General features: G+C 62.0%; 18 protein-coding genes. 12 read left to right on the top strand and 6 right to left on the bottom strand.

Going from position 1 to position 17,605, the window contains the following annotated elements; translation table 11 throughout:
• The first annotated feature begins 1 nt into the window (after nt 1).
• The 5 genes from SKZ59_RS26510 (at nt 2) to SKZ59_RS26490 (ending at nt 4,637) form a co-directional block, all read left to right on the top strand.
• Complete coding sequence (locus SKZ59_RS26510) at nt 2-919, top strand: LysR family transcriptional regulator (protein WP_319993430.1); 918 nt, start codon at nt 2-4, stop codon at nt 917-919.
• An 88-nt stretch (nt 920-1,007) separates the two neighbouring features.
• Nucleotides 1,008-1,877 (top strand): MBL fold metallo-hydrolase, encoded by an 870-nt coding sequence (locus SKZ59_RS26505; protein ID WP_034749273.1) that lies wholly within the window; start codon nt 1,008-1,010, stop codon nt 1,875-1,877.
• A 20-nt stretch (nt 1,878-1,897) separates the two neighbouring features.
• On the top strand, nt 1,898-2,554 hold the full coding sequence (locus SKZ59_RS26500; RefSeq protein WP_319993429.1) for a DsbA family protein: 657 nt from the start codon (nt 1,898-1,900) through the stop codon (nt 2,552-2,554).
• Nucleotides 2,555-2,647: 93 nt separating this feature from the next.
• Complete coding sequence (locus SKZ59_RS26495; RefSeq protein WP_319993428.1) at nt 2,648-4,111, top strand: catalase; 1,464 nt, start codon at nt 2,648-2,650, stop codon at nt 4,109-4,111.
• Between the two features lie 142 nt (nt 4,112-4,253).
• Nucleotides 4,254-4,637 carry a hypothetical protein gene (locus SKZ59_RS26490; protein ID WP_072456723.1) on the top strand — a complete coding sequence of 128 codons (384 nt, stop codon included), beginning with the start codon at nt 4,254-4,256 and terminating at the stop codon, nt 4,635-4,637.
• A 52-nt stretch (nt 4,638-4,689) separates the two neighbouring features.
• Here SKZ59_RS26490 and SKZ59_RS26485 read toward each other — a convergent pair whose 3' ends face one another.
• From SKZ59_RS26485 to SKZ59_RS26470, 4 genes are all read right to left on the bottom strand, one after another.
• Nucleotides 4,690-8,268, bottom strand: coding sequence for an ABC transporter permease/M1 family aminopeptidase (locus tag SKZ59_RS26485; RefSeq protein WP_319993427.1), 3,579 nt, complete (start codon nt 8,266-8,268; stop codon nt 4,690-4,692).
• 10 nt (nt 8,269-8,278) lie between these two features.
• Nucleotides 8,279-9,172, bottom strand: a complete 894-nt coding sequence (locus tag SKZ59_RS26480) for an ABC transporter ATP-binding protein (RefSeq protein WP_034749256.1) — start codon at nt 9,170-9,172, stop codon at nt 8,279-8,281.
• A 170-nt stretch (nt 9,173-9,342) separates the two neighbouring features.
• Nucleotides 9,343-10,539 carry an ABC transporter permease gene (locus SKZ59_RS26475; RefSeq protein WP_319993426.1) on the bottom strand — a complete coding sequence of 399 codons (1,197 nt, stop codon included), beginning with the start codon at nt 10,537-10,539 and terminating at the stop codon, nt 9,343-9,345.
• Between the two features lie 3 nt (nt 10,540-10,542).
• Nucleotides 10,543-11,322, bottom strand: coding sequence for an ATP-binding cassette domain-containing protein (locus SKZ59_RS26470; protein ID WP_319993425.1), 780 nt, complete (start codon nt 11,320-11,322; stop codon nt 10,543-10,545).
• A 147-nt stretch (nt 11,323-11,469) separates the two neighbouring features.
• Between SKZ59_RS26470 and SKZ59_RS26465 the strand changes: the two genes are divergently transcribed.
• Nucleotides 11,470-11,901, top strand: a complete 432-nt coding sequence (locus SKZ59_RS26465; protein ID WP_319993424.1) for a hypothetical protein — start codon at nt 11,470-11,472, stop codon at nt 11,899-11,901.
• Between the two features lie 85 nt (nt 11,902-11,986).
• Entirely contained in the window at nt 11,987-12,631 is a 645-nt protein-coding gene (gene coq7 / locus SKZ59_RS26460) for a 2-polyprenyl-3-methyl-6-methoxy-1,4-benzoquinone monooxygenase (RefSeq protein ID WP_077399524.1), read from the top strand.
• A 112-nt stretch (nt 12,632-12,743) separates the two neighbouring features.
• Here the strand turns inward: coq7 and SKZ59_RS26455 are convergent, their stop codons facing one another.
• Nucleotides 12,744-13,166, bottom strand: a complete 423-nt coding sequence (locus SKZ59_RS26455) for an OsmC family protein (RefSeq protein WP_034749235.1) — start codon at nt 13,164-13,166, stop codon at nt 12,744-12,746.
• Between the two features lie 225 nt (nt 13,167-13,391).
• Between SKZ59_RS26455 and rplM the strand changes: the two genes are divergently transcribed.
• The 5 genes from rplM (at nt 13,392) to erpA (ending at nt 16,371) form a co-directional block, all read left to right on the top strand.
• A complete protein-coding gene (gene rplM, locus SKZ59_RS26450) occupies nt 13,392-13,820 on the top strand; it encodes a 50S ribosomal protein L13 (RefSeq protein ID WP_010393282.1) in 429 nt (142 codons plus the stop codon).
• Nucleotides 13,821-13,829: 9 nt separating this feature from the next.
• Nucleotides 13,830-14,222 carry a 30S ribosomal protein S9 gene (gene rpsI, locus SKZ59_RS26445; protein ID WP_010393285.1) on the top strand — a complete coding sequence of 131 codons (393 nt, stop codon included), beginning with the start codon at nt 13,830-13,832 and terminating at the stop codon, nt 14,220-14,222.
• Between the two features lie 170 nt (nt 14,223-14,392).
• Nucleotides 14,393-15,430, top strand: a complete 1,038-nt coding sequence (gene argC / locus SKZ59_RS26440) for an N-acetyl-gamma-glutamyl-phosphate reductase (RefSeq protein ID WP_072456735.1) — start codon at nt 14,393-14,395, stop codon at nt 15,428-15,430.
• Between the two features lie 90 nt (nt 15,431-15,520).
• Nucleotides 15,521-15,910, top strand: a complete 390-nt coding sequence (locus SKZ59_RS26435; protein ID WP_034749532.1) for a bactofilin family protein — start codon at nt 15,521-15,523, stop codon at nt 15,908-15,910.
• Between the two features lie 98 nt (nt 15,911-16,008).
• The gene (gene erpA, locus SKZ59_RS26430) at nt 16,009-16,371 is read left to right on the top strand and encodes an iron-sulfur cluster insertion protein ErpA (protein WP_029496047.1); all 363 of its coding nucleotides are present in this window, start codon (nt 16,009-16,011) and stop codon (nt 16,369-16,371) included.
• 64 nt (nt 16,372-16,435) lie between these two features.
• Here the strand turns inward: erpA and SKZ59_RS26425 are convergent, their stop codons facing one another.
• Nucleotides 16,436-17,530 (bottom strand): anhydro-N-acetylmuramic acid kinase, encoded by a 1,095-nt coding sequence (locus tag SKZ59_RS26425; RefSeq protein WP_319993423.1) that lies wholly within the window; start codon nt 17,528-17,530, stop codon nt 16,436-16,438.
• Nucleotides 17,531-17,605 lie beyond the last annotated feature (75 nt).

Raw genomic sequence — 17,605 nt, 5'->3', positions numbered from 1 at the left:
CATGAACATGAGCCTTGCCGACCTGCGCGTGTTTTGCAGCGCCGCGCGCCAGCCAACCCTGGGCGCGGCGGCGCTGGAATTACACCTGACGCCATCGGCCGTGTCGAAAGCCTTGCGCCGTCTGGAGGGGGACATGGGCGCGCCCCTGTTTGACCGGAGCGGCAAGCAATTGCTGCTCAACGACAGCGGCCGTTTGCTGCTCGAGCGTGCGCGCACCTTGCTGGCGCTGGCCGAACAGGCGCGCCTGGACGTGATGGGCGAGCGGGGCGCCATCGATGGCCGCATCGCCGGCCCCGCCCTGCTGCTGTGGCGCCACGCGGATACCCTGGCGGCGGCGCTGGACGCCTATCCGCAGGCCAGCGTGCGTTTGCAACCGGCTTTCGAGGATGCGGCGCTGGCGGCCCTGGCGCGTGGCGATTGCCATGCGGCACTGGTAACGCAGGACGCCATCGCCCAGCGCGGCGCCGACTGGCCCGCCACCTGGCACAGCACGGCGCTGGGCAGCATGCGCATGCTGCTGGCGGCCGGGCGCGGCCATGTGCTGGCGCGCGGCGTGCCGGCAGCCTGCGCCTCCGTGCGCTGCGGCATGCGGGACGTCTTGCCGCACGCCTTCGCCAGCCCGACGCACTCTTTGCTGTGCGGCGAGGAGCGTGGCCGCCATGCCGATGGCTGGCGCGGCGTGGCCGGGCGCACCATCCGCTACTGGAGCGACGATGTGCAGTTGCTGATGGGCTATGTGCAGTCCGGCCGGGCGCTGGCCTACCTGCCCGACTTCGCCGTGCGCGCGCACGATTTGCTGCAGGTCGAACTGGCTGGCAGCGTCGATTGCAGCGAACAAATCCTGCTCGTGTGGGATGGCGCGCTGGCGGGGCAGTGGCTGCACGCCTTGGCGCGGCAGTTGTCAATTCATCCGAATTGAGCAACAAACTATTGCGCTTTAACGGGTTTTTCTACCGAATCAAGCAACGTAAGATGCAGTCATCCCAATCATCTTGTGAAGGCAGATCATGTTCTCCAAAACCATCAGCAGCGTTCTTGTTTCCACCGTGTTTGCCGCCGGCGCCGCCTCGGCCGCCGCCAGCGCACCCCTGACCCTGGAAGTATTCAACCCGGGCGAAGAGGCCATCTTCCCCGTCGCTTCCGTATTGGTCGCGGGCAAGCATGACGCCGTGCTGATCGATGCGCAATTCTCGCGCGCCGAAGCGCAAAAGCTGGTGGAGAAGATCCGCGCCAGCGGCAAGAAACTGACGACCGTGTACATCAGCCACAGCGATCCCGATTTCTACTTTGGCCTCGACGTGATCAAGGCCGCGTTCCCGCAGGCGAAAATCGTTGCCACGCCGGAAACGGTCGCCGAGATCCGCCGCAAGGCTGACGCCAAGGTCGCCTACTGGGGCCCGATCCTGAAAGACAATGCGCCGAAAAGCATCGTCATTCCGGAAGCGTTGAAAGGCAAGCACATCGCCCTGGAAGGCCAGTCGCTGGACATCGCCGGCCCGACGCCAGCGCGCACCTATGTGTGGATTCCATCGATCAAGGCCGTCGTCGGCGGCGTAGTGCTGTTTGGTAACTTGCACGTGTGGACGGCCGATACGCAAAGCGCGCAATCGCGCCAGGATTGGCTCAAGACCCTGGACGGCATCGCCGCCCTGAAACCCGTCACCGTCGTGCCTGGCCACTTCAAGGTCGGCTCGCCCCTGACGCCGGACAGCATCGGTTTTACGCGCGACTACCTGGTGACGTTTGAAGAAGAAACGGCCAAGGCCGCCAATTCGGCCGCCCTGATCGAGGCGATGAAAATGCGCTATCCGAAGCTGGGCCTCGATGGCGCTTTAGAAACCAGCGCGAAGGTAGCCAAAGGCGAAATGAAATGGTAAGCGGCAACAAGGAGGCTCTCATGCCCACACTGCACTACATTTTCGACCCGCTGTGCGGCTGGTGTTACGGCGCCGCGCCGCTGGTCGAGGCGGCGCGCGCCGTGCCTGGCCTGACGGTGGCGTTCCACGGCGGCGGCATGATGACGGGCAGTAATCGCCGCCAGATCACGCCCGAATGGCGCGGCTATGTGCTGCCGCATGACCGGCGCATCGAGCAAATGTCTGGCCAGCCTTTCGGCGACGCCTACGTCAACGGTTTGCTGAACGACACGACGGCCATGATGGATTCCGAACCGCCGATCACGGCCATCCTGGCGGCTGAAGTCCTGGCCGGCAAGGGCTTGGACATGCTGCAGCGCGTGCAGCGCGCCCATTACGTGGACGGCTTGCGTATCGCCGACCTGCCCGTGCTGGTGACCTTGGCGCAAGAGCTGGGCATGGACGGGGCGGCATTCCAGGCCGAGTATGCGCGGCAGGCGGGCGCCGCCACGCAGCGGCATATCGATGCCAGCCGCGCCTTGCTGGCGCAGGTGGGCGGGCAGGGCTTTCCCACGTTCGTGCTCGACGATGGCAGCGGCAAGCTGTCCGTGATCGATATCGGCGGCTTCCTGGGCCAACCGGAGAAATTGCAGGCGCAACTGGGCGGCGTGTGCGATGCACAAGGGTGTGCATTGTAAATAGCTATCGATTCGATAAAATCAATTAGCTTTTCCTTTGTTGTTGACCTCGTTACACTGCTTCCATTAGTCAACAACGAAGGAAAAGCAGCCATGAGCCAACAGCCGCCATTCAGTACCGCCTCGGGCATCCCCGTCGCCGACAACCAGAATTCCATCAGCGCCGGCCCCCGCGGCCCGCTGCTGCTGCAAGACTTCCACCTGATCGAAAAACTCCAGCATTTCAACCGCGAGCGCATTCCCGAGCGCGTCGTGCACGCGAAAGGTTCGGGCGCCTACGGCACCTTTACCGTCACGCACGACATCTCGCGCTACACCAAGGCCAAATTGTTTGCCGAAGTAGGCAAGCAGACGGCCACCTTCGCGCGCTTTTCCACGGTCGGCGGCGAACGCGGCAGTGCCGACACGGAACGCGACCCGCGCGGTTTCGCCGTACGTTTCTACACGGAAGAAGGTAACTGGGATTTGGTTGGCAACAACACGCCGATGTTCTTCATCAAGGACCCGATCAAGTTCCCCGATTTCGTCCACACGCAAAAACGCGATCCGCAAAGCAATTTGAAATCGGCCGAAATGATGTTCGACTTCTGGAGCCATGCGCCGGAAAGCTTGCACCAGGTCACCATGCTGTTCTCGGACCGGGGCACGCCGGATGGCTACCGCCACATGGATGGCTTCGGCAGTCACACGTATAGTCTGATCAATGCCGACGGCCAGCGCGTGTACGTGAAATGGCATTTCAAGACGCGCCAGGGCATCAAGAATCTGCCTGCCGGGGAAGCGGGCCGCCTGGCCGGCGCTGACCCAGACTACGCGCAGCGCGACCTGTTCGGCGCCATCGCACGCGGCGATTTCCCTCAGTGGGAAGTCAAGCTGCAGGTGGCGACGCAGGAGCAACTTGATGCATGGGAACAGCGCACGGGCTGGAACCCGTTCGACCTGACGAAAGTGTGGCCGCACGCGGACTTCCCGCTGCTGCCGGTCGGTATTTTCGAGCTGAACCGCAACCCGGACAATTACCACGCGGAAGTCGAGCAAGCGGCGTTTTCGCCAGCCAATGCCGTGCCGGGCATGGGCTACTCGCCGGACAAGATGCTGCAAGGCCGGCTGTTCGCCTACCACGACGCCCAGCTGTACCGCGTCGGCACGAACCACCAGCATCTGCCCGTGAACGCTGCCCGCTGCCCCTTCCATAACCAGCAGCGCGACGGCGGCATGGCGATCCGCAATGGCGGCGCCACGCAGAATTACGCGAACGTGGCGGCGGCAGGCAGCGCGCCGCAAGGGCTGGGCCATGGCGAGGGGGCGCTGGCGCTCGACGGCGGTGCGGCGCGCTACGATGGGCGCGGCGTGGAAGATGACTTTACGCAAGCCGGCAATCTGTTCCGTCTGATGTCCGCGCAGGCGAAGCAAAACCTGTTCGACAATCTGGCCGGTCCCTTGAGTCTGGTGCGGCCGGAAACCTTGCAGCGTCAGCTGGGTCACTTCGACCGGGCCGATGCCGCCTACGGCGCCGGCGTGCGGGCCGCCTTGCAGGCGCGCGGCGTGGCGTTATAAGCGTGTGGCAGGCGGAACAAGCTTGTTCCGCCTGTTGTTGATGCAGCACAAATTAGAGACGGATACTAAATATTGCCGTATGGACATACTTGCCGTCCATGCGTAGACTTGTCGGTCTGATCTGACTAGAAAGTCTTGCAATATGAATATCGCGAAGCTGTCTGTGCATGGGGACGACCCCACGCTCAAATCCATCCTCGAAGTCTTGCCCACCGATCCGGAACGGCAATGGCGCAAGGGCGAGGCGAAGGGCGCGAATCGCGTGCATCTCGATTCCGGCTTTGAGGTGCTGATCGCGCAGGCGCCCAAATCGCAAGTGTTGCCCTCGCGCATACGCAGCTACCTGGCCGAATGCCGTTCGCGCGGCGTGACGTTCACGATGCCGCGCATCGTGGCCGAGCTGCAACTGGAGCTGAACGGCGACGACACGGTCGATGCGCCGCTCGACCTGTCGCTGGCCGACATGCAGCACCTGACGGAAATGGGCATCAGCCTGAGCCTGGTGACGCGCTCCGCCGCAGCCTGACTCCCCTGTGATACCGAAGTGGCCGCCTGTATGCACGGGCGGCCATTGTTCGTCACGGCTCTTCAAGCTCGACGGTGACCATATTGTCGTCCGGCTTGCGGTCGATCAGCTTGTTGTCGGGATCGATGCCCGCCTTGCCGGGGCGGCTGCCGACGATGACGGTGTAGCTCGCCTGGCGGGCCGTCATGCGCAGGCGCTCGCGCAGCAGCGGATGGCCATTCGCATCGTCGACGCCGATCTCGATCCAGTCGTGCAGCGGCGCGTCGTGTTCCTCTCCCTGTTCGCCGGCCGTCAATTTGCCCGCCTGCACCTTGATGGTGACGGCGTACTTGCCATCGCCGCGTTTGGTGGCCGTGGCCGACAGGGCGCGGTTGTCGAACAGTACGATTTTCTCGAACAGGTCGTCGATCAGATAAGCCTGTTCGGGTGGCGTGACCTGGCGCAAGCCGGCAATCAGGGCAGTCACGCTCGCATACGGCGGGCCTTTCTGGCCATGGGTTCTGAGCAGGTCGCGCAGTACGCCGTTGACCTTGTCTTCGCCGATGATATCTTGCAGCAAGTACATGGCCAGGCTGCCCTTGTGGTAGTGGATGTAGGCCTGGTTTTCATTCTCGGCCAGCGGCAATTCTTTCTTGCGCTCTTCGCTGCGCCCCATCAGGTATTGATTCAGGTCATAGCGCAGGAAGCGGCGCATCTTGGCCGGCCCCGCGGTTTTCTTCATCACCATCAGCGCCGAGTATTCGGCCAGGGTTTCGCTGAGCACGGTGGCGCCGCGCGTGTTGCCACCCACCAATTGATGCGCCCACCACTGGTGCGCCACTTCATGCGCCGTGACGTAGAACGGATAGTCGATGTCTTTCGGGTTCTTGTCGTCCACCTTGGCGATGAAACCGAGGCCTTCCGAGTACGGAATCGTGTTCGGGAACGATTGCGCGAACGTGGCGTAGCGGGGGAACTCGACGATGCGCAGGATCTTGTGCTGGTAGGGGCCGAAGTTCTTCGTGTAGTACTCGAGCGCTTCCTTGCTGCCGCGCACGAAACGATCGAGGTTGTATTCATGTCCCGGGTGGTAATACACGTCGATGGCCACGTCTTGCCAGCGCTCATGCTTGACGGCGTAGCGGGCCGACTGGAACGCGTAGAAATTCAGGATGGGCTGGTCCATCGTGTAGTGGAAGTAATGGCGGCCCTTGGCGATCCAGTCGTTGTCCAGCATGCCCGGCGCGATGGCCGTCTGGCCGTCGACGGTGCTGACGGTGGCGTCAAAGTTGATGCGGTCGGCGTCGTTGCTGACGTAATTGTCGGCCAAGCCCTTCGCATCGTCGCGCGGCAAGGCCCGTTCGCGCGCCGGCAAACCGTGTTTCTTGCGGTCGCGCGGGTCCGTCAATTCCTGCTGCGGCTGGTAGCCGATGTGCGGCAGCACGGCGTTCGTGAAGAAGGTGCCGTTGGCGACCACGGGTGTGTCCTGGCCCAGGCCGAAGATGCCGCGCGGCGCATAGCGGATGTCGAAATCGAGGCCCAGGGTGGCGCCCGGCGCCAGCGGCGCGGCCAGGCGGTAGCTGTAGAAGCCCAGCTTGCCGTCGTCGAGGCCGGGATGCACGCGCGCGTCAAAACGCAGGCGCATGGTGGCGGTCGGGTCTTGCTGCACAAAAATGTGGCTGATTGGCAGGCTGGTCTTGTTTTGCAACAGATAGCGGCCCGTGACGATGAGGCTGCGCTGTGCCGGGTAGATGGCCACGTCGAGTTTCACGTCGGTGATTCTCGGCTGCGGCGTGGCGGCAAACTTGCGGTACTGGCGTTCGATGCTGGCGCGGTCCGCATCGCGGGAAAACTCGGACTGGTAGTCGTTGGCCACGTGGAAAACATAGAACAGCACGCCGCCGGCGAAGACGAAGATCAGGGCGCCGCCGGCAAAGCTGGCCAGCACGCCATGCGTGAGGCCGTGGCGCGCCAGGCGCAGGCGGATGCGCCAGCTGTCCTGCGCGCCGCGGGGCCAGAACAGCAGCGACAGCACCGTCAGCATGACGGCCGCGCCGCTCCAGTACAGCAGGTACCAGCGCTCGCGCAACACAAAGTGGCCGGCGCCGTTCATGGCCGAATACACGACTTCCGGCGTGCTGCCGTACAGCAGCAGCGGGTCGCCCAGGCCCAGCGAAGAAAAACTGATGCTGGCGATGTGGTACAGAATCATGGCGAAATACGCGAGGTATTTCTGATTGATCAGCACCTGCACGAAGATGGCCAGCACGGCCACCAGCGCATAGTAGGGCAGGTGCGACAGGAACAGCGATTCCAGGTACAGGCCGGGGTCGAGGCGGTAATAGCCCTTGAAGACCTGGATCGACATGCCGCACAGCATGATGACCAGGCTCAGCAAGGCTTGCAGGCCGACCAGCGCCAACAGCTTCGACAGCAGGGGCAGCCAGTTCGGCACGGGCAGGGCGTCGAGCATCAGATACGTGCCCGCTTCCCGTTCACGCCACACCAGCTCGCCCGCGTAGAAGGTGGTAATGATCAGCATGAACAGGGCGAACGAGGCGCTGACCATGTCCAGCACCTTTTCCGTCACGGGATAGGTATTCGTGCCGTACATGGAACCCATGTCCAGCGCGCCCGCGTACATGGTCAGCACGCCGGCCAGCACGATGACGACAAAATAGATGTTCTTGATGGTTTCGCGCAGGTTCAGCCAGCTCATCTTGAGAAGCAGGGCGGCCAGGTTACGCTGCGCGAAGTCGGGCGTTTCCTGCGTGGACAGCGAGGCGTTCGACAGGCGCTGCGGCGCCTCGCCCTCGCTGCGGCGCCTGGCGGCGCCCGCGTCCGTCGTCGCGTGGAACTGGAAGCGCCAGTAGCCGAGCAGCAAGGCCACCAGGGCGAAGCCGGACCAGATGGCGCGGTTCAGCAGGTACACGCCTTCCAGGGTCACCAGGCGCGTGTTGCGCTCCGCGTTCGGCCAGTATTCCGTCAGGCGTATCAGCGCCGTCGTGCCGAAGGGGTCGATCAGTGCGGCCAGGGTCTTGTAGTCGAGGTCGCGCGCCAGCGACGGCGCCACCAGGTAGCCGATCAGCATCACCACCGAGCTGATGTACACCGGCAGCATGCGCCGCGTGAGTGCCGCGATGACGAAGAAGATGGCGCCGAAGATGAACAGGTTCGGCAGCAGGGTAAATACATACGGCATCAGGTAGGCGAGTGCCCGTTGCGGACCCAGCCGTTCCGGGTCGATGCCGGGCAGCCAGGCGCCCAGCCAGGCACCGATGACGATGCTGGAAAACACCACGGCCAGCACCAGATAGGCGCCGAGGAAGCGGCCGAATACGTACTGGTATTTCTTGATCGGCGCGCTGAAGAAGAAATGCTGCATGCCGTATTCGAAATCCTGCTGCACCGAGCGGCCCATCATGGCGGCCACCACCACGGCGCCGAAACAGCCGAGCAGGCTGCACGTGAACGCCAGCGAGCGCGGCGCGTTGATCAGGAACTTGCCGCCGAAACTGATGCTCGCTTCCTTGAAGACGCCGCCGGCCGCCGCCATCCACAGCATGGCCAGCGCCAGGAACATGGCGAAATACACCCAGGTGGACAGCAGCTTGAGCCGCTGTCGCGCTTCAAAGCGGGCGATGGCAAACATGGCCGTCCCCTCAGTCGCACTGCTGGGCGACGCGGTGGCGCCCGGCAATGGTGGCGAAATACAGGTCTTCGAGGTCGCCGATGGCTTCCTCGAAGCCGTCGCCCGGGTCGTCGTCGCTGTAGACGTGGATCAGGGTACGGCCCGACAGCAAACGCGTGGAAATGACGGCGTGGCGCTGCTGGAAGCTGGCCAGCTCTTTCTTGTCGACAAAGCGCGCCCAGATCTTGCAGCTGACTTCGTCGATCAGTTCCTGGGTCTTGCCGCACAGCAGCAAATGGCCCTTGTTGATGATGGCCATGTTGGCGCACAGGTCGGCCACGTCGGACACGATGTGGGTCGACAGGATCACCGTCTTGTCTTCACCGATGTCGGACAGCAAGTTGTGAAAGCGCACACGCTCCTGCGGGTCGAGGCCGGCCGTCGGCTCGTCGACGATGATCAGCTTCGGGTCGCCCAGCAGCGCTTGCGCGATGCCGAAGCGCTGGCGCATGCCGCCGGAAAAGCCGCCCAGGCGCTGGTGGCGCACGTCGAACAGATTGGTTTGCTGCAACAGCCCGTCGACGACTTCGCGCCGGCGCGCCCGCTGCGACAAGCCTTTTAACATGGCGAAGTGGTCGAGCAGCTCGTAGGCCGTCACTTTCGGGTACAGGCCGAAGTCTTGCGGCAGGTAGCCGAGCATGCGGCGGATCTCGTCCTTGTCGTCGAGCACGTCGTAGTCGCCGAAGAAGATCGAGCCGGAATCGCATTCCTGCAAGGTGGCCAGGGTGCGCATCAGGGTCGACTTGCCGGCGCCGTTCGGGCCCAGCAAGCCAAACATGCCTGGCGGTATCGTCAGCGAAACATTGTCCAGCGCCACCACGCCATTCGCGTAGGTCTTCGACAATTTGCGGATCTGCAATTCCATACAACTCCTAACTCATGCGTTGCTGCCCGGTGCGACAGGGCTACTCTATGCTGGCATTGTATTGAATTTAAGACGTACTGGGCAGTTGCATGCGATACACGGCATTTTCGCGTGCCCAGAGTGCAGCCGGGCGGGGTGGATGGCACCCCGCCGCGAGTCACATGGCAAGTTTAATTGCGGAATAACACCGATTCGCGATTGAACCACCAGCGGCACAGCATCAGCAGCGCGCCCGCGATCACCGTCGTCGACGCCAGGATCACGCCGAACATGCGGTAATCCATGGTGCCCTTGACCAGTTCCTTCATGGCCAGCGACACATTCGTCAGCGGCACCATGGCCCACATCCAGTTCAGCTCGACGCCGGGCAGCATGGCCGCCACCGTGGGCAGGATGACGAACAGCATCAACGGCGTGATCATGCCGGCCGCTTCCTTGTAGCTTTTCGCGTAGATCGAGATCGACAGCAGCAGCGAGGCAAAAATGGCGGCCGTCGGCACCAGCATCAGGGTCACCATGGCCAGGTCGGGCAAGCCGATGCTGCGTACCATGACGGCCATGTTGCCTTCGAGCGAACTGCCGAAGATGGCCAGCAGGGCGCCCATGCTGCCCACCATCAGCACGGCCGAGGTCATGCCGACGGTAAACAGCACGAGGAACTTGGCCACCACGATGGCGCTGCGCGGCACGGGCGCCAGCAGCAGGGTTTCCAGGGTGCCCCGTTCCTTTTCGCCCGCGCCCAGGTCGATGGCCGGATACATGGCCGCCGTCAGGCACACCATCAGCAGCAGATACGGCAGCATGCCGCCGACGATGGCGCCCATCTGCTCGCGCTCGTTGGCCGTCGATTGCTTGTCGAGCACGATGGGGTGCAGGGCAAAGGCCAGCTGGGCCGGGCTCAGGTTCAGGGCCGACAGTGCGCTTTCGCGCAGGCTGGCGTTGTAGGCCTCGACGATCTCGCGCACCCGCTGCTGGGTCACGTCGACCGTGCTGGCGCTGTTGTAGTGCAGGGTGACCTTGGCTTGCTGCTGTTGCTGCAGCGTCTCTTCAAACCGGGGCGGGATGACGACGGCGAACTTGATGCTGTCGTCGCCGATGGCGCGGCGGATGTCGCCCTCGCTGGCCAGCGGCACTTCGCGCAGGTTGTGCTGCTGCGCAAAACGCGCGCTCAAGCCCGGTGAATGGTCCTTGCCGAACAGCGCGTAGCGCATTTCCGCCGTTTTCGCGCTCTTGAACATATTGCTTGAAACATAAGCGAAGCCGCCAAAGATCAGCGGCATGGCAAAGATGGGGATGAGGATGGTGAAGATCAGCGTCTTGCGGTCGCGCGTGAGTTCCAGCAACTCTTTCAGATAAATGGTCCACATGGCTCAGGCTCCCTGGTTGATGACGCTGACAAAGGCGTCGTACAAGTCCGCGCTGCCGCCCAGGTGGCGCAGTTCGTTGACCGTGCCATTGAAGGCGGTGGTGCCGCGGTTGATGATGCAGACGCGGTCGCACAGCTTTTCCACCTCGTGCAGGTGGTGCGTGGAAAAGATCAGCGGCACGCGCAGCGCCTTGTAGCTGGTGATGAAGTCGAGCAGGATCTTGGCCGACATTACGTCGAGGCCCGTCGTCGGCTCGTCGAGGATCACCACCTGCGGCTCGTGCACGACGGTGCGGGCGATCGCGCATTTCTGCTTCATGCCCGTCGACAGCTGATCGGCCCGCTTGCCGCCGTACTCTTCCATTTGCAGCAGGGAAAACAGCTCGTCGCAGCGGCGTTTCAGCTTGTCGGCCGGCATGCCGTGCAGGCGACCAAAGTACTCGACGTTTTCGCGCGCCGTCAGGCGGCCGTACAAGCCCGTCGAACCGGACAGGAAGCCGATGCTCTGGCGCGCCACCAGCGGTTGCTGCAAGACATCGACGCCGTTGACGAGGGCGCTGCCCGCGTCCGCCTGCAAGGCCGTCGACAGCAGGCGCAGGGTGGTCGTCTTGCCAGCCCCATTCGGGCCCAGCAGGCCCAGCACTTCGCCGGGAGCGCAGCTGAAACTGACGTCGCGCACGGCGTGGAACCAACCCTCATGTTCGCGCGGATCGCTGACGTGCACGCCCTTGCCCTTGTGGGGCGGCATGCGGAAACGTTTTGCCAGGTGCTTGACCTCTATCATGTGCATCATCCATTCAATGGTGAAGAACGAGAGTAGCATGCAAAAAATGTAACTTGCAAGGTGGAAATATCGTTTGGTCTATTGAAAAAAACAGCATCTTCATGCAAGCTGGCCCGGTGGGCGCCGCAGACGGCGCGGGAGAGCGCAATGCAAACGATCGATCAGGCGATGCAGGACAAGGTACTGGCCGTGGCCCGTGCCGGCATGACCAGTGCCGAAGCCATCGGTTTCTTCCGCGTCAGCCTGGGGCTGTACTACCTGGCCGGCCTGATGACGGAGGAAACGCTCGATTTCAAGCAGATCGACGCGCAGTACAACCGTTTCATCTACCACTCCATAGGTGGCGGGCACAGCATCGCCAGCGTGCTGCAATTCATGAGTGGCGAGAAAGTCTTGCGCGTGCTGCAATCGGAGCGTTTTCTTGCCGCGTTCGCCCAGCACTGTCCGGATATTCCCGTCGACAGTATTTCTTTCCTGATCTCACTGAACCTGGGCGTGGCGAAAAGCCTGTCCGGCCTGGACGCCGTCGGCCCCGTGGTGGACTGGATCGAGCAGGAAAAAGCGCGCACAAGTCAATAAAGCCCCGATCACCCTGCGCGCGGCGTGGGGACGGCTGGCCGCTATCGTCCTATAATTCATGTTTTCCCTGACATGAATAGCCACGATGACCGCAAACCGCCATTTTGACCCCCTGGATCGTTTGATTGTTGGCGCCGACAAGGCCCTGCGCGTCATGGCGGGCGTGGCCTCGGCCTCGCGCCCCACGCCAGCCGCACATGCGCCCGATGCGGAGCTGAGCCCGGCCGAACAGCGCCACAGCGCCGGCTTGATGCGCGTCAACCATGTGGGCGAAGTGTGCGCGCAAGCCCTGTACAACTCGCAGGCGCGCTATGCGCACAGCCCGGCCATCCGCGCCCAGTTCGACGAAGCGGGACGCGAAGAGGAAGACCACCTGGCCTGGACGGCGCAGCGCCTGACGGAGCTGGGCTCGCGTCTGAGCCTGCTCAATCCCCTGTGGTATGCGGGTTCGTTTGCGCTGGGCACCATTGCCGCACGCATGGGCGACGGCCGCAGTCTGGGTTTTGTGGTGGAAACGGAACGCCAGGTGGAGGCGCACCTGGCCAGCCACTTGCAGGAATTGCCGCCGCAGGACGCGAAATCGCGCGCCATCGTCAAGCAGATGGCCATCGACGAAGTGGAACATGGCGCCGCCGCCCAGAGACTGGGCGCCATCGACACCCCGGCGCCCGTGAAGGCGCTGATGGGGTTGATGGGCAAAGTGATGACGAAAACCGCGTATTACATCTGATACTTCTGCGTAGATCGGGTAGGTCGGATTAGGCCGCAGGCCGTAATCCGACAACATTGTTGGCGCCGGTAGTGTCGTCGGATTACGCGGGGCCTTGCCCCGCTAATCCGACCTACTCCTCGATGATTTCGAAGGAGTGCGTAATTTCCGCCGTTTTCGCCAGCATGATCGACGCCGAGCAATATTTGTCATGCGACAAGGCCACGGCCCGTTCCACAGCGGTGGGTTTCAGGGCCTTGCCCCGCACGGTGAAGTGGAAGTGGATCTTGGTGAATACTTTGGGATCGGTGTCGGCGCGGTCGGCCTTCAGGGTCACTTCGCAGCCACTGACGGCTTCGCGGCCCCGTTTCAGGATCAGCACCACGTCATAGGCGGTGCAGCCGCCCGTGCCCAGCAAGACCATTTCCATGGGGCGTGGCGCCAGGTTGTGGCCGCCGCCATCGGGCGCGCCATCCATGGTCACCAGGTGGCCGGAACCCGTTTCTGCCCGAAAACTCATGCCCGACGGGCCATTCCAGCTGACTTTGCATTCCATCGTACTCTCCGAAAATTGTAAGCGTTTTGTATTGTAATAGAGGAATGCCCATCCATGTGCCGCCCGCCGGGCCGCAGCCGGCCTCGATTGCGGCTTGACGCGGCAAGGCAAAGCCGCTTATACTTGTCGGCTTTCCGTTCGCTCAGGAAAAGTAAATAAGGCAGAGTCCGAACAGCAACATCGTCGGAACCACCATTTGAGCGTGTAATCTATTAGGAAGTCAACATGAAAACATTTTCCGCTAAAGGACATGAAGTCCAGCGCGATTGGTTCGTGGTTGACGCGACGGACAAAGTCCTCGGACGTGTTGCCAGCGAAGTGGCACTCCGACTGCGCGGCAAACACAAACCAGAATTTACTCCTCACGTCGATACCGGCGACTTTATCGTCGTCATCAACGCAGGCAAACTGCGTGTGACCGGTACCAAAGCTACTGAGAAAATTTACTACCGTCACTCTGGCTATCCAGGCGGCATCTACGAAACCAACTTCCAGAAAATGCAACAGCGTTTTCCAGGTCGCGCGCTTGAGAAAGCGGTCAAAGGCATGCTGCCTAAAGGCCCACTCGGCTACGCAATGATCAAGAAGCTGAAAGTGTACGCGGAAGGTTCCCATCCGCACGCTGCTCAGCAACCTAAAGCACTTGTTCTCTAAGGAACTGACATGATCGGTAATTACAATTATGGAACCGGCCGTCGCAAAAGTGCAGTGGCTCGGGTTTTTATCAAAGTTGGCACAGGCTTGATCGTTGTTAACGGCAAACCAGCAAACGAATACTTTTCGCGCGAAACGGGTCTGATGGTCATCCGTCAACCACTGGAACTGACCGGCAATGTCGAGCGTTTCGACATCAAAGTCAACGTCCATGGCGGCGGTGAGTCGGGCCAGGCTGGTGCAGTTCGTCACGGCATCACCCGCGCTCTGATCGACTACGATGCAGCGTTGAAACCGGAACTGGCGAAAGCCGGCTTCGTTACCCGCGATGCACGTGAAGTCGAGCGTAAAAAAGTTGGTCTGCGCAAAGCACGTCGCGCAAAGCAATTCTCGAAGCGTTAATTTCTACGCTACAGCACCTTCCGGGGTGCTGGTCGAAAAGCCGCTGGACTTCGGTCCCGCGGCTTTTTTGCATTTCAGCGTGACTCGGCGTTGCGCTGTAAAATACGCGGAAAACCCGCAGGGGTAGCGTTTCCCCTCATCTTTATGCAATCTATACACAAGGAAAGAACATGATCAAAGTTGGCATCGTCGGCGGCACTGGATATACGGGCGTGGAATTGCTGCGCTTGCTCGCTACCCATCCAGATGTCGAGTTGACGGCGATTACCTCGCGCAAGGAAGATGGCTTGCCCGTTGCTGACATGTATCCTTCCCTGCGCGGCCATGTCAAACTGGCGTTTTCCTCGCCGGACAAGGCGAACCTGGAGCAGTGCGACGTGGTCTTCTTTGCGACCCCGCATGGTGTTGCCATGGCGCAAGCACCAGCCCTGCTGGCCGCTGGCGTGAAAGTCATCGACCTGGCCGCCGACTTCCGCCTGAAAGACCAGGCCAAGTTCGAGCAGTGGTACAAGATTCCCCACACGGCCCCCGAGTTGATCGAGCAGGCCGTGTACGGCTTGCCGGAACTGAACCGCGAAGACATCAAGCAAGCCACGCTGATCGCCAACCCCGGTTGCTACCCGACCACCATGCAGCTGGGCTTTTACCCGCTGCTGAAAGCTGGCCTGGTCAACGCGGGCGGCCTGATCGCCGACTGCAAGTCGGGCGTGTCCGGCGCCGGCCGCAAGGCGGAGATCGGCATCCTGTTCTCGGAAAGCAGCGACAGTTTCAAGGCCTACGGCGTGGCCGGTCACCGCCACCTGCCGGAAACGACGGCGCAACTGCAGCGTTTCACGGACGAGAAAGTGGCGCTGACCTTCACGCCGCACCTGGTGCCGATGATCCGCGGCATGCATTCGACCCTGTACGCGCAGCTGAACAAGGATGTCAGCAATGAAGAGCTGCAATCCTTGTTCGAAGAGCAATACAAGGATGAGCCTTTCGTCGACGTGATGCCATTCGGCTCGCACCCGGAAACCCGTTCTACGCGCGGCTCGAACATGCTGCGCCTGGCCTTGCACCGTCCCGAAGGCGGCAATACCGTCATCGTGCTGGTGGTGCAGGACAACCTGGTCAAGGGCGCATCGGGCCAGGCCGTGCAGTGCATGAACTTGATGTTTGGCTTGAAAGAAACGGCCGGTTTGCAACACATCGCCGTGATGCCGTAACGATAGGCGACTGTGCTTGCGCGGGTCCGGCGCCTTTTTGCCGGACCTGTGATAAATTGGACTGCCACCTACCCCGACAGGATGACGTTCATGTTCGAGCGCAACGCGAAAAATCCCATCGACACCTTGATCGGCGCTTCCACGCGGATCGAGGGCGACCTGCTGTTTTGCGGCGGCTTGCGCATCGATGGCCATGTGCGCGGCAACGTCACGGGCGAGCCGGGCGAGCCCACATATATAGTGCTGGGCGAAGCGGGCCGCATCGATGGCGAAGTGCGCTGCTCGAGCCTGGTCGTCAGCGGCGAGATCAATGGCCCCGTGTATGTGTCCGAAATGCTTGAAATCCAGCCAAAAGCCCGCATTGTAGGAGAGGTCTATTACAAGGTGCTGGAAATGCACAGCGGTGCATTGGTGCAAGGCAAGCTCAGTCGGCACGACAGCGCCGACCCCGTGCTGCACCTGGCCGTGTCGGAAATGTGAGCAGGAACAACACCGTCCAGCCGCATCAGCGGCGGCCGCAGCGCGACTTGCGCCAACAGTCTATAATGACTTAATGTTTTCTAGTAGGAGTGCCTGATATGAATGCCGTCGCTGAAATGCAAGATGTGATCCCTTCCCCTATTATCTTTACCGATAGCGCCGCTGAAAAAGTCGCGCAGCTGATCGAAGAAGAAGGCAATCCCGACCTGAAATTGCGCGTCTTCGTGCAGGGCGGCGGCTGCTCCGGTTTCCAGTATGGCTTCACCTTCGACGAAATCGTCAACGAAGATGACACCACCATGGTCAAGAACGGCGTCCAGCTGTTGATCGATTCCATGAGCTACCAGTACTTGGTCGGCGCGGAAATCGACTACAAGGATGACCTGGAAGGCGCACAGTTCGTGATCAAGAATCCTACCGCTACTTCTACCTGCGGTTGCGGTTCATCGTTCTCGGTATAAAGTAGTTTTATCGGAATGTAAAAATAGCGGATCATCGATCCGCTATTTGTGTTTCTGCGCTGGCTTAGCTCGGATATAAGGCGCCCAGTACCCTCAGCCCCTGCGCCCCCGTCACGGCCGGCAGATTGCCCGGCTTGCGCTGCGTAAAGCGCCAGGCCAGCCACGCAAAGGCCAGCGCCTCGACCTGACTGGGCGCCACGCCCAGCGCTTCTGTCGATTCCACCGCCATGCCCGGCAATGCACGGGCCAGCGCCGCCATCAGGCTGGCGTTCTGCGCGCCACCGCCACACACGTATACCGTTTCCGCCTGTGCCCCGTCGCGTAGGATGGCATGCGCCAGGCTGGCGGCCGTCAGCTGTGTCAGGGTCGCCTGCACGTCGGCAGGATTGGCTTGCGGGTAGTTGCTCAGCTTGTCCTGCAACCAGCCGGCATGGAACAGGTCGCGCCCCGTGCTTTTCGGCGCCGGCAAGTCAAAATACGGTTCATTGAGCAAGTCTGCCAGCAGGGTGGGGATGACCTGGCCTGTCGCTGCCCAGGCGCCGTTGGCGTCGTAGGGCTGGCCCAGGTGCCGCAGGGCCCAGCCATCCATCAGTGCATTGCCGGGGCCCGTGTCGTAGCCTGTCACGGTGCCGTCCGCGTGCAGCACGCTGATATTGCTGATGCCGCCGATATTGGCCAGCACGCGCGTGTGGCCGGGCAGATTGAAAACGGCCTGGTGAAAAGCGGGCACCAGGGGCGCGCCCTGGCCGCCGGCCGCCACGTCGCGGCTGCGCAAGTCGGCGATGACGTCGATGCCCGTCAGTTCGGCCAGCAAGGCGGGGTTGTTCAGCTGGCGCGTAAAGCCCAGCTCGGGGCGGTGGCGGATAGTCTGGCCATGCGCGCCGATGGCGGTGACGGCATCCGGGCCGATGCCCGCGTTGCTCAGGAGCTGGGCGACGCAGTCGGCGTAATGGCGCACGAGCTGGTTTGCCGCCAGCGCTTCGCGTTCGATTTCATTCTGGCCGGCACTTTGTAGCGCCATCAGATCGTCGCGCAGGCTGGCGGGGAAGGGAATGTAGGCATCGCCGAGGCTGCGTGTGCCGCCATCATCGGAAAAGTCGACCAGCGCGCCGTCAACGCCGTCCAGGCTGGTGCCAGACATCAGACCGATATACAGCATGGGTATTCCTTGAGTGCGTAAGTGATGGGGTGCATTGTGCCGCATTTTCCTGTTCAAAAAATAAAGGCACCGGCC

It is taken from the genome of Janthinobacterium sp. GMG2, from assembly GCF_033949445.1.
GTDB lineage: Bacteria > Pseudomonadota > Gammaproteobacteria > Burkholderiales > Burkholderiaceae_D > Janthinobacterium > Janthinobacterium aestuarii.
The sequence above is the reverse complement of the archived record's forward strand: the minus strand, read 5'-3'. Positions and strand labels throughout refer to the sequence as shown.

What these genes read in the sequence shown, in the direction of transcription:
- SKZ59_RS26510 (WP_319993430.1), top strand. Translation starts at nt 2, where the DNA reads ATGAACATGAGCCTTGCCGACCTGCGCGTGTTTTGCAGCGCCGCGCGC.
- SKZ59_RS26505 (WP_034749273.1), top strand. Translation starts at nt 1,008, where the DNA reads ATGTTCTCCAAAACCATCAGCAGCGTTCTTGTTTCCACCGTGTTTGCC.
- SKZ59_RS26500 (WP_319993429.1), top strand. Translation starts at nt 1,898, where the DNA reads ATGCCCACACTGCACTACATTTTCGACCCGCTGTGCGGCTGGTGTTAC.
- SKZ59_RS26495 (WP_319993428.1), top strand. Translation starts at nt 2,648, where the DNA reads ATGAGCCAACAGCCGCCATTCAGTACCGCCTCGGGCATCCCCGTCGCC.
- SKZ59_RS26490 (WP_072456723.1), top strand. Translation starts at nt 4,254, where the DNA reads ATGAATATCGCGAAGCTGTCTGTGCATGGGGACGACCCCACGCTCAAA.
- SKZ59_RS26485 (WP_319993427.1), bottom strand. Translation starts at nt 8,268, where the DNA reads ATGTTTGCCATCGCCCGCTTTGAAGCGCGACAGCGGCTCAAGCTGCTG.
- SKZ59_RS26480 (WP_034749256.1), bottom strand. Translation starts at nt 9,172, where the DNA reads ATGGAATTGCAGATCCGCAAATTGTCGAAGACCTACGCGAATGGCGTG.
- SKZ59_RS26475 (WP_319993426.1), bottom strand. Translation starts at nt 10,539, where the DNA reads ATGTGGACCATTTATCTGAAAGAGTTGCTGGAACTCACGCGCGACCGC.
- SKZ59_RS26470 (WP_319993425.1), bottom strand. Translation starts at nt 11,322, where the DNA reads ATGATAGAGGTCAAGCACCTGGCAAAACGTTTCCGCATGCCGCCCCAC.
- SKZ59_RS26465 (WP_319993424.1), top strand. Translation starts at nt 11,470, where the DNA reads ATGCAAACGATCGATCAGGCGATGCAGGACAAGGTACTGGCCGTGGCC.
- coq7 (WP_077399524.1), top strand. Translation starts at nt 11,987, where the DNA reads ATGACCGCAAACCGCCATTTTGACCCCCTGGATCGTTTGATTGTTGGC.
- SKZ59_RS26455 (WP_034749235.1), bottom strand. Translation starts at nt 13,166, where the DNA reads ATGGAATGCAAAGTCAGCTGGAATGGCCCGTCGGGCATGAGTTTTCGG.
- rplM (WP_010393282.1), top strand. Translation starts at nt 13,392, where the DNA reads ATGAAAACATTTTCCGCTAAAGGACATGAAGTCCAGCGCGATTGGTTC.
- rpsI (WP_010393285.1), top strand. Translation starts at nt 13,830, where the DNA reads ATGATCGGTAATTACAATTATGGAACCGGCCGTCGCAAAAGTGCAGTG.
- argC (WP_072456735.1), top strand. Translation starts at nt 14,393, where the DNA reads ATGATCAAAGTTGGCATCGTCGGCGGCACTGGATATACGGGCGTGGAA.
- SKZ59_RS26435 (WP_034749532.1), top strand. Translation starts at nt 15,521, where the DNA reads ATGTTCGAGCGCAACGCGAAAAATCCCATCGACACCTTGATCGGCGCT.
- erpA (WP_029496047.1), top strand. Translation starts at nt 16,009, where the DNA reads ATGAATGCCGTCGCTGAAATGCAAGATGTGATCCCTTCCCCTATTATC.
- SKZ59_RS26425 (WP_319993423.1), bottom strand. Translation starts at nt 17,530, where the DNA reads ATGCTGTATATCGGTCTGATGTCTGGCACCAGCCTGGACGGCGTTGAC.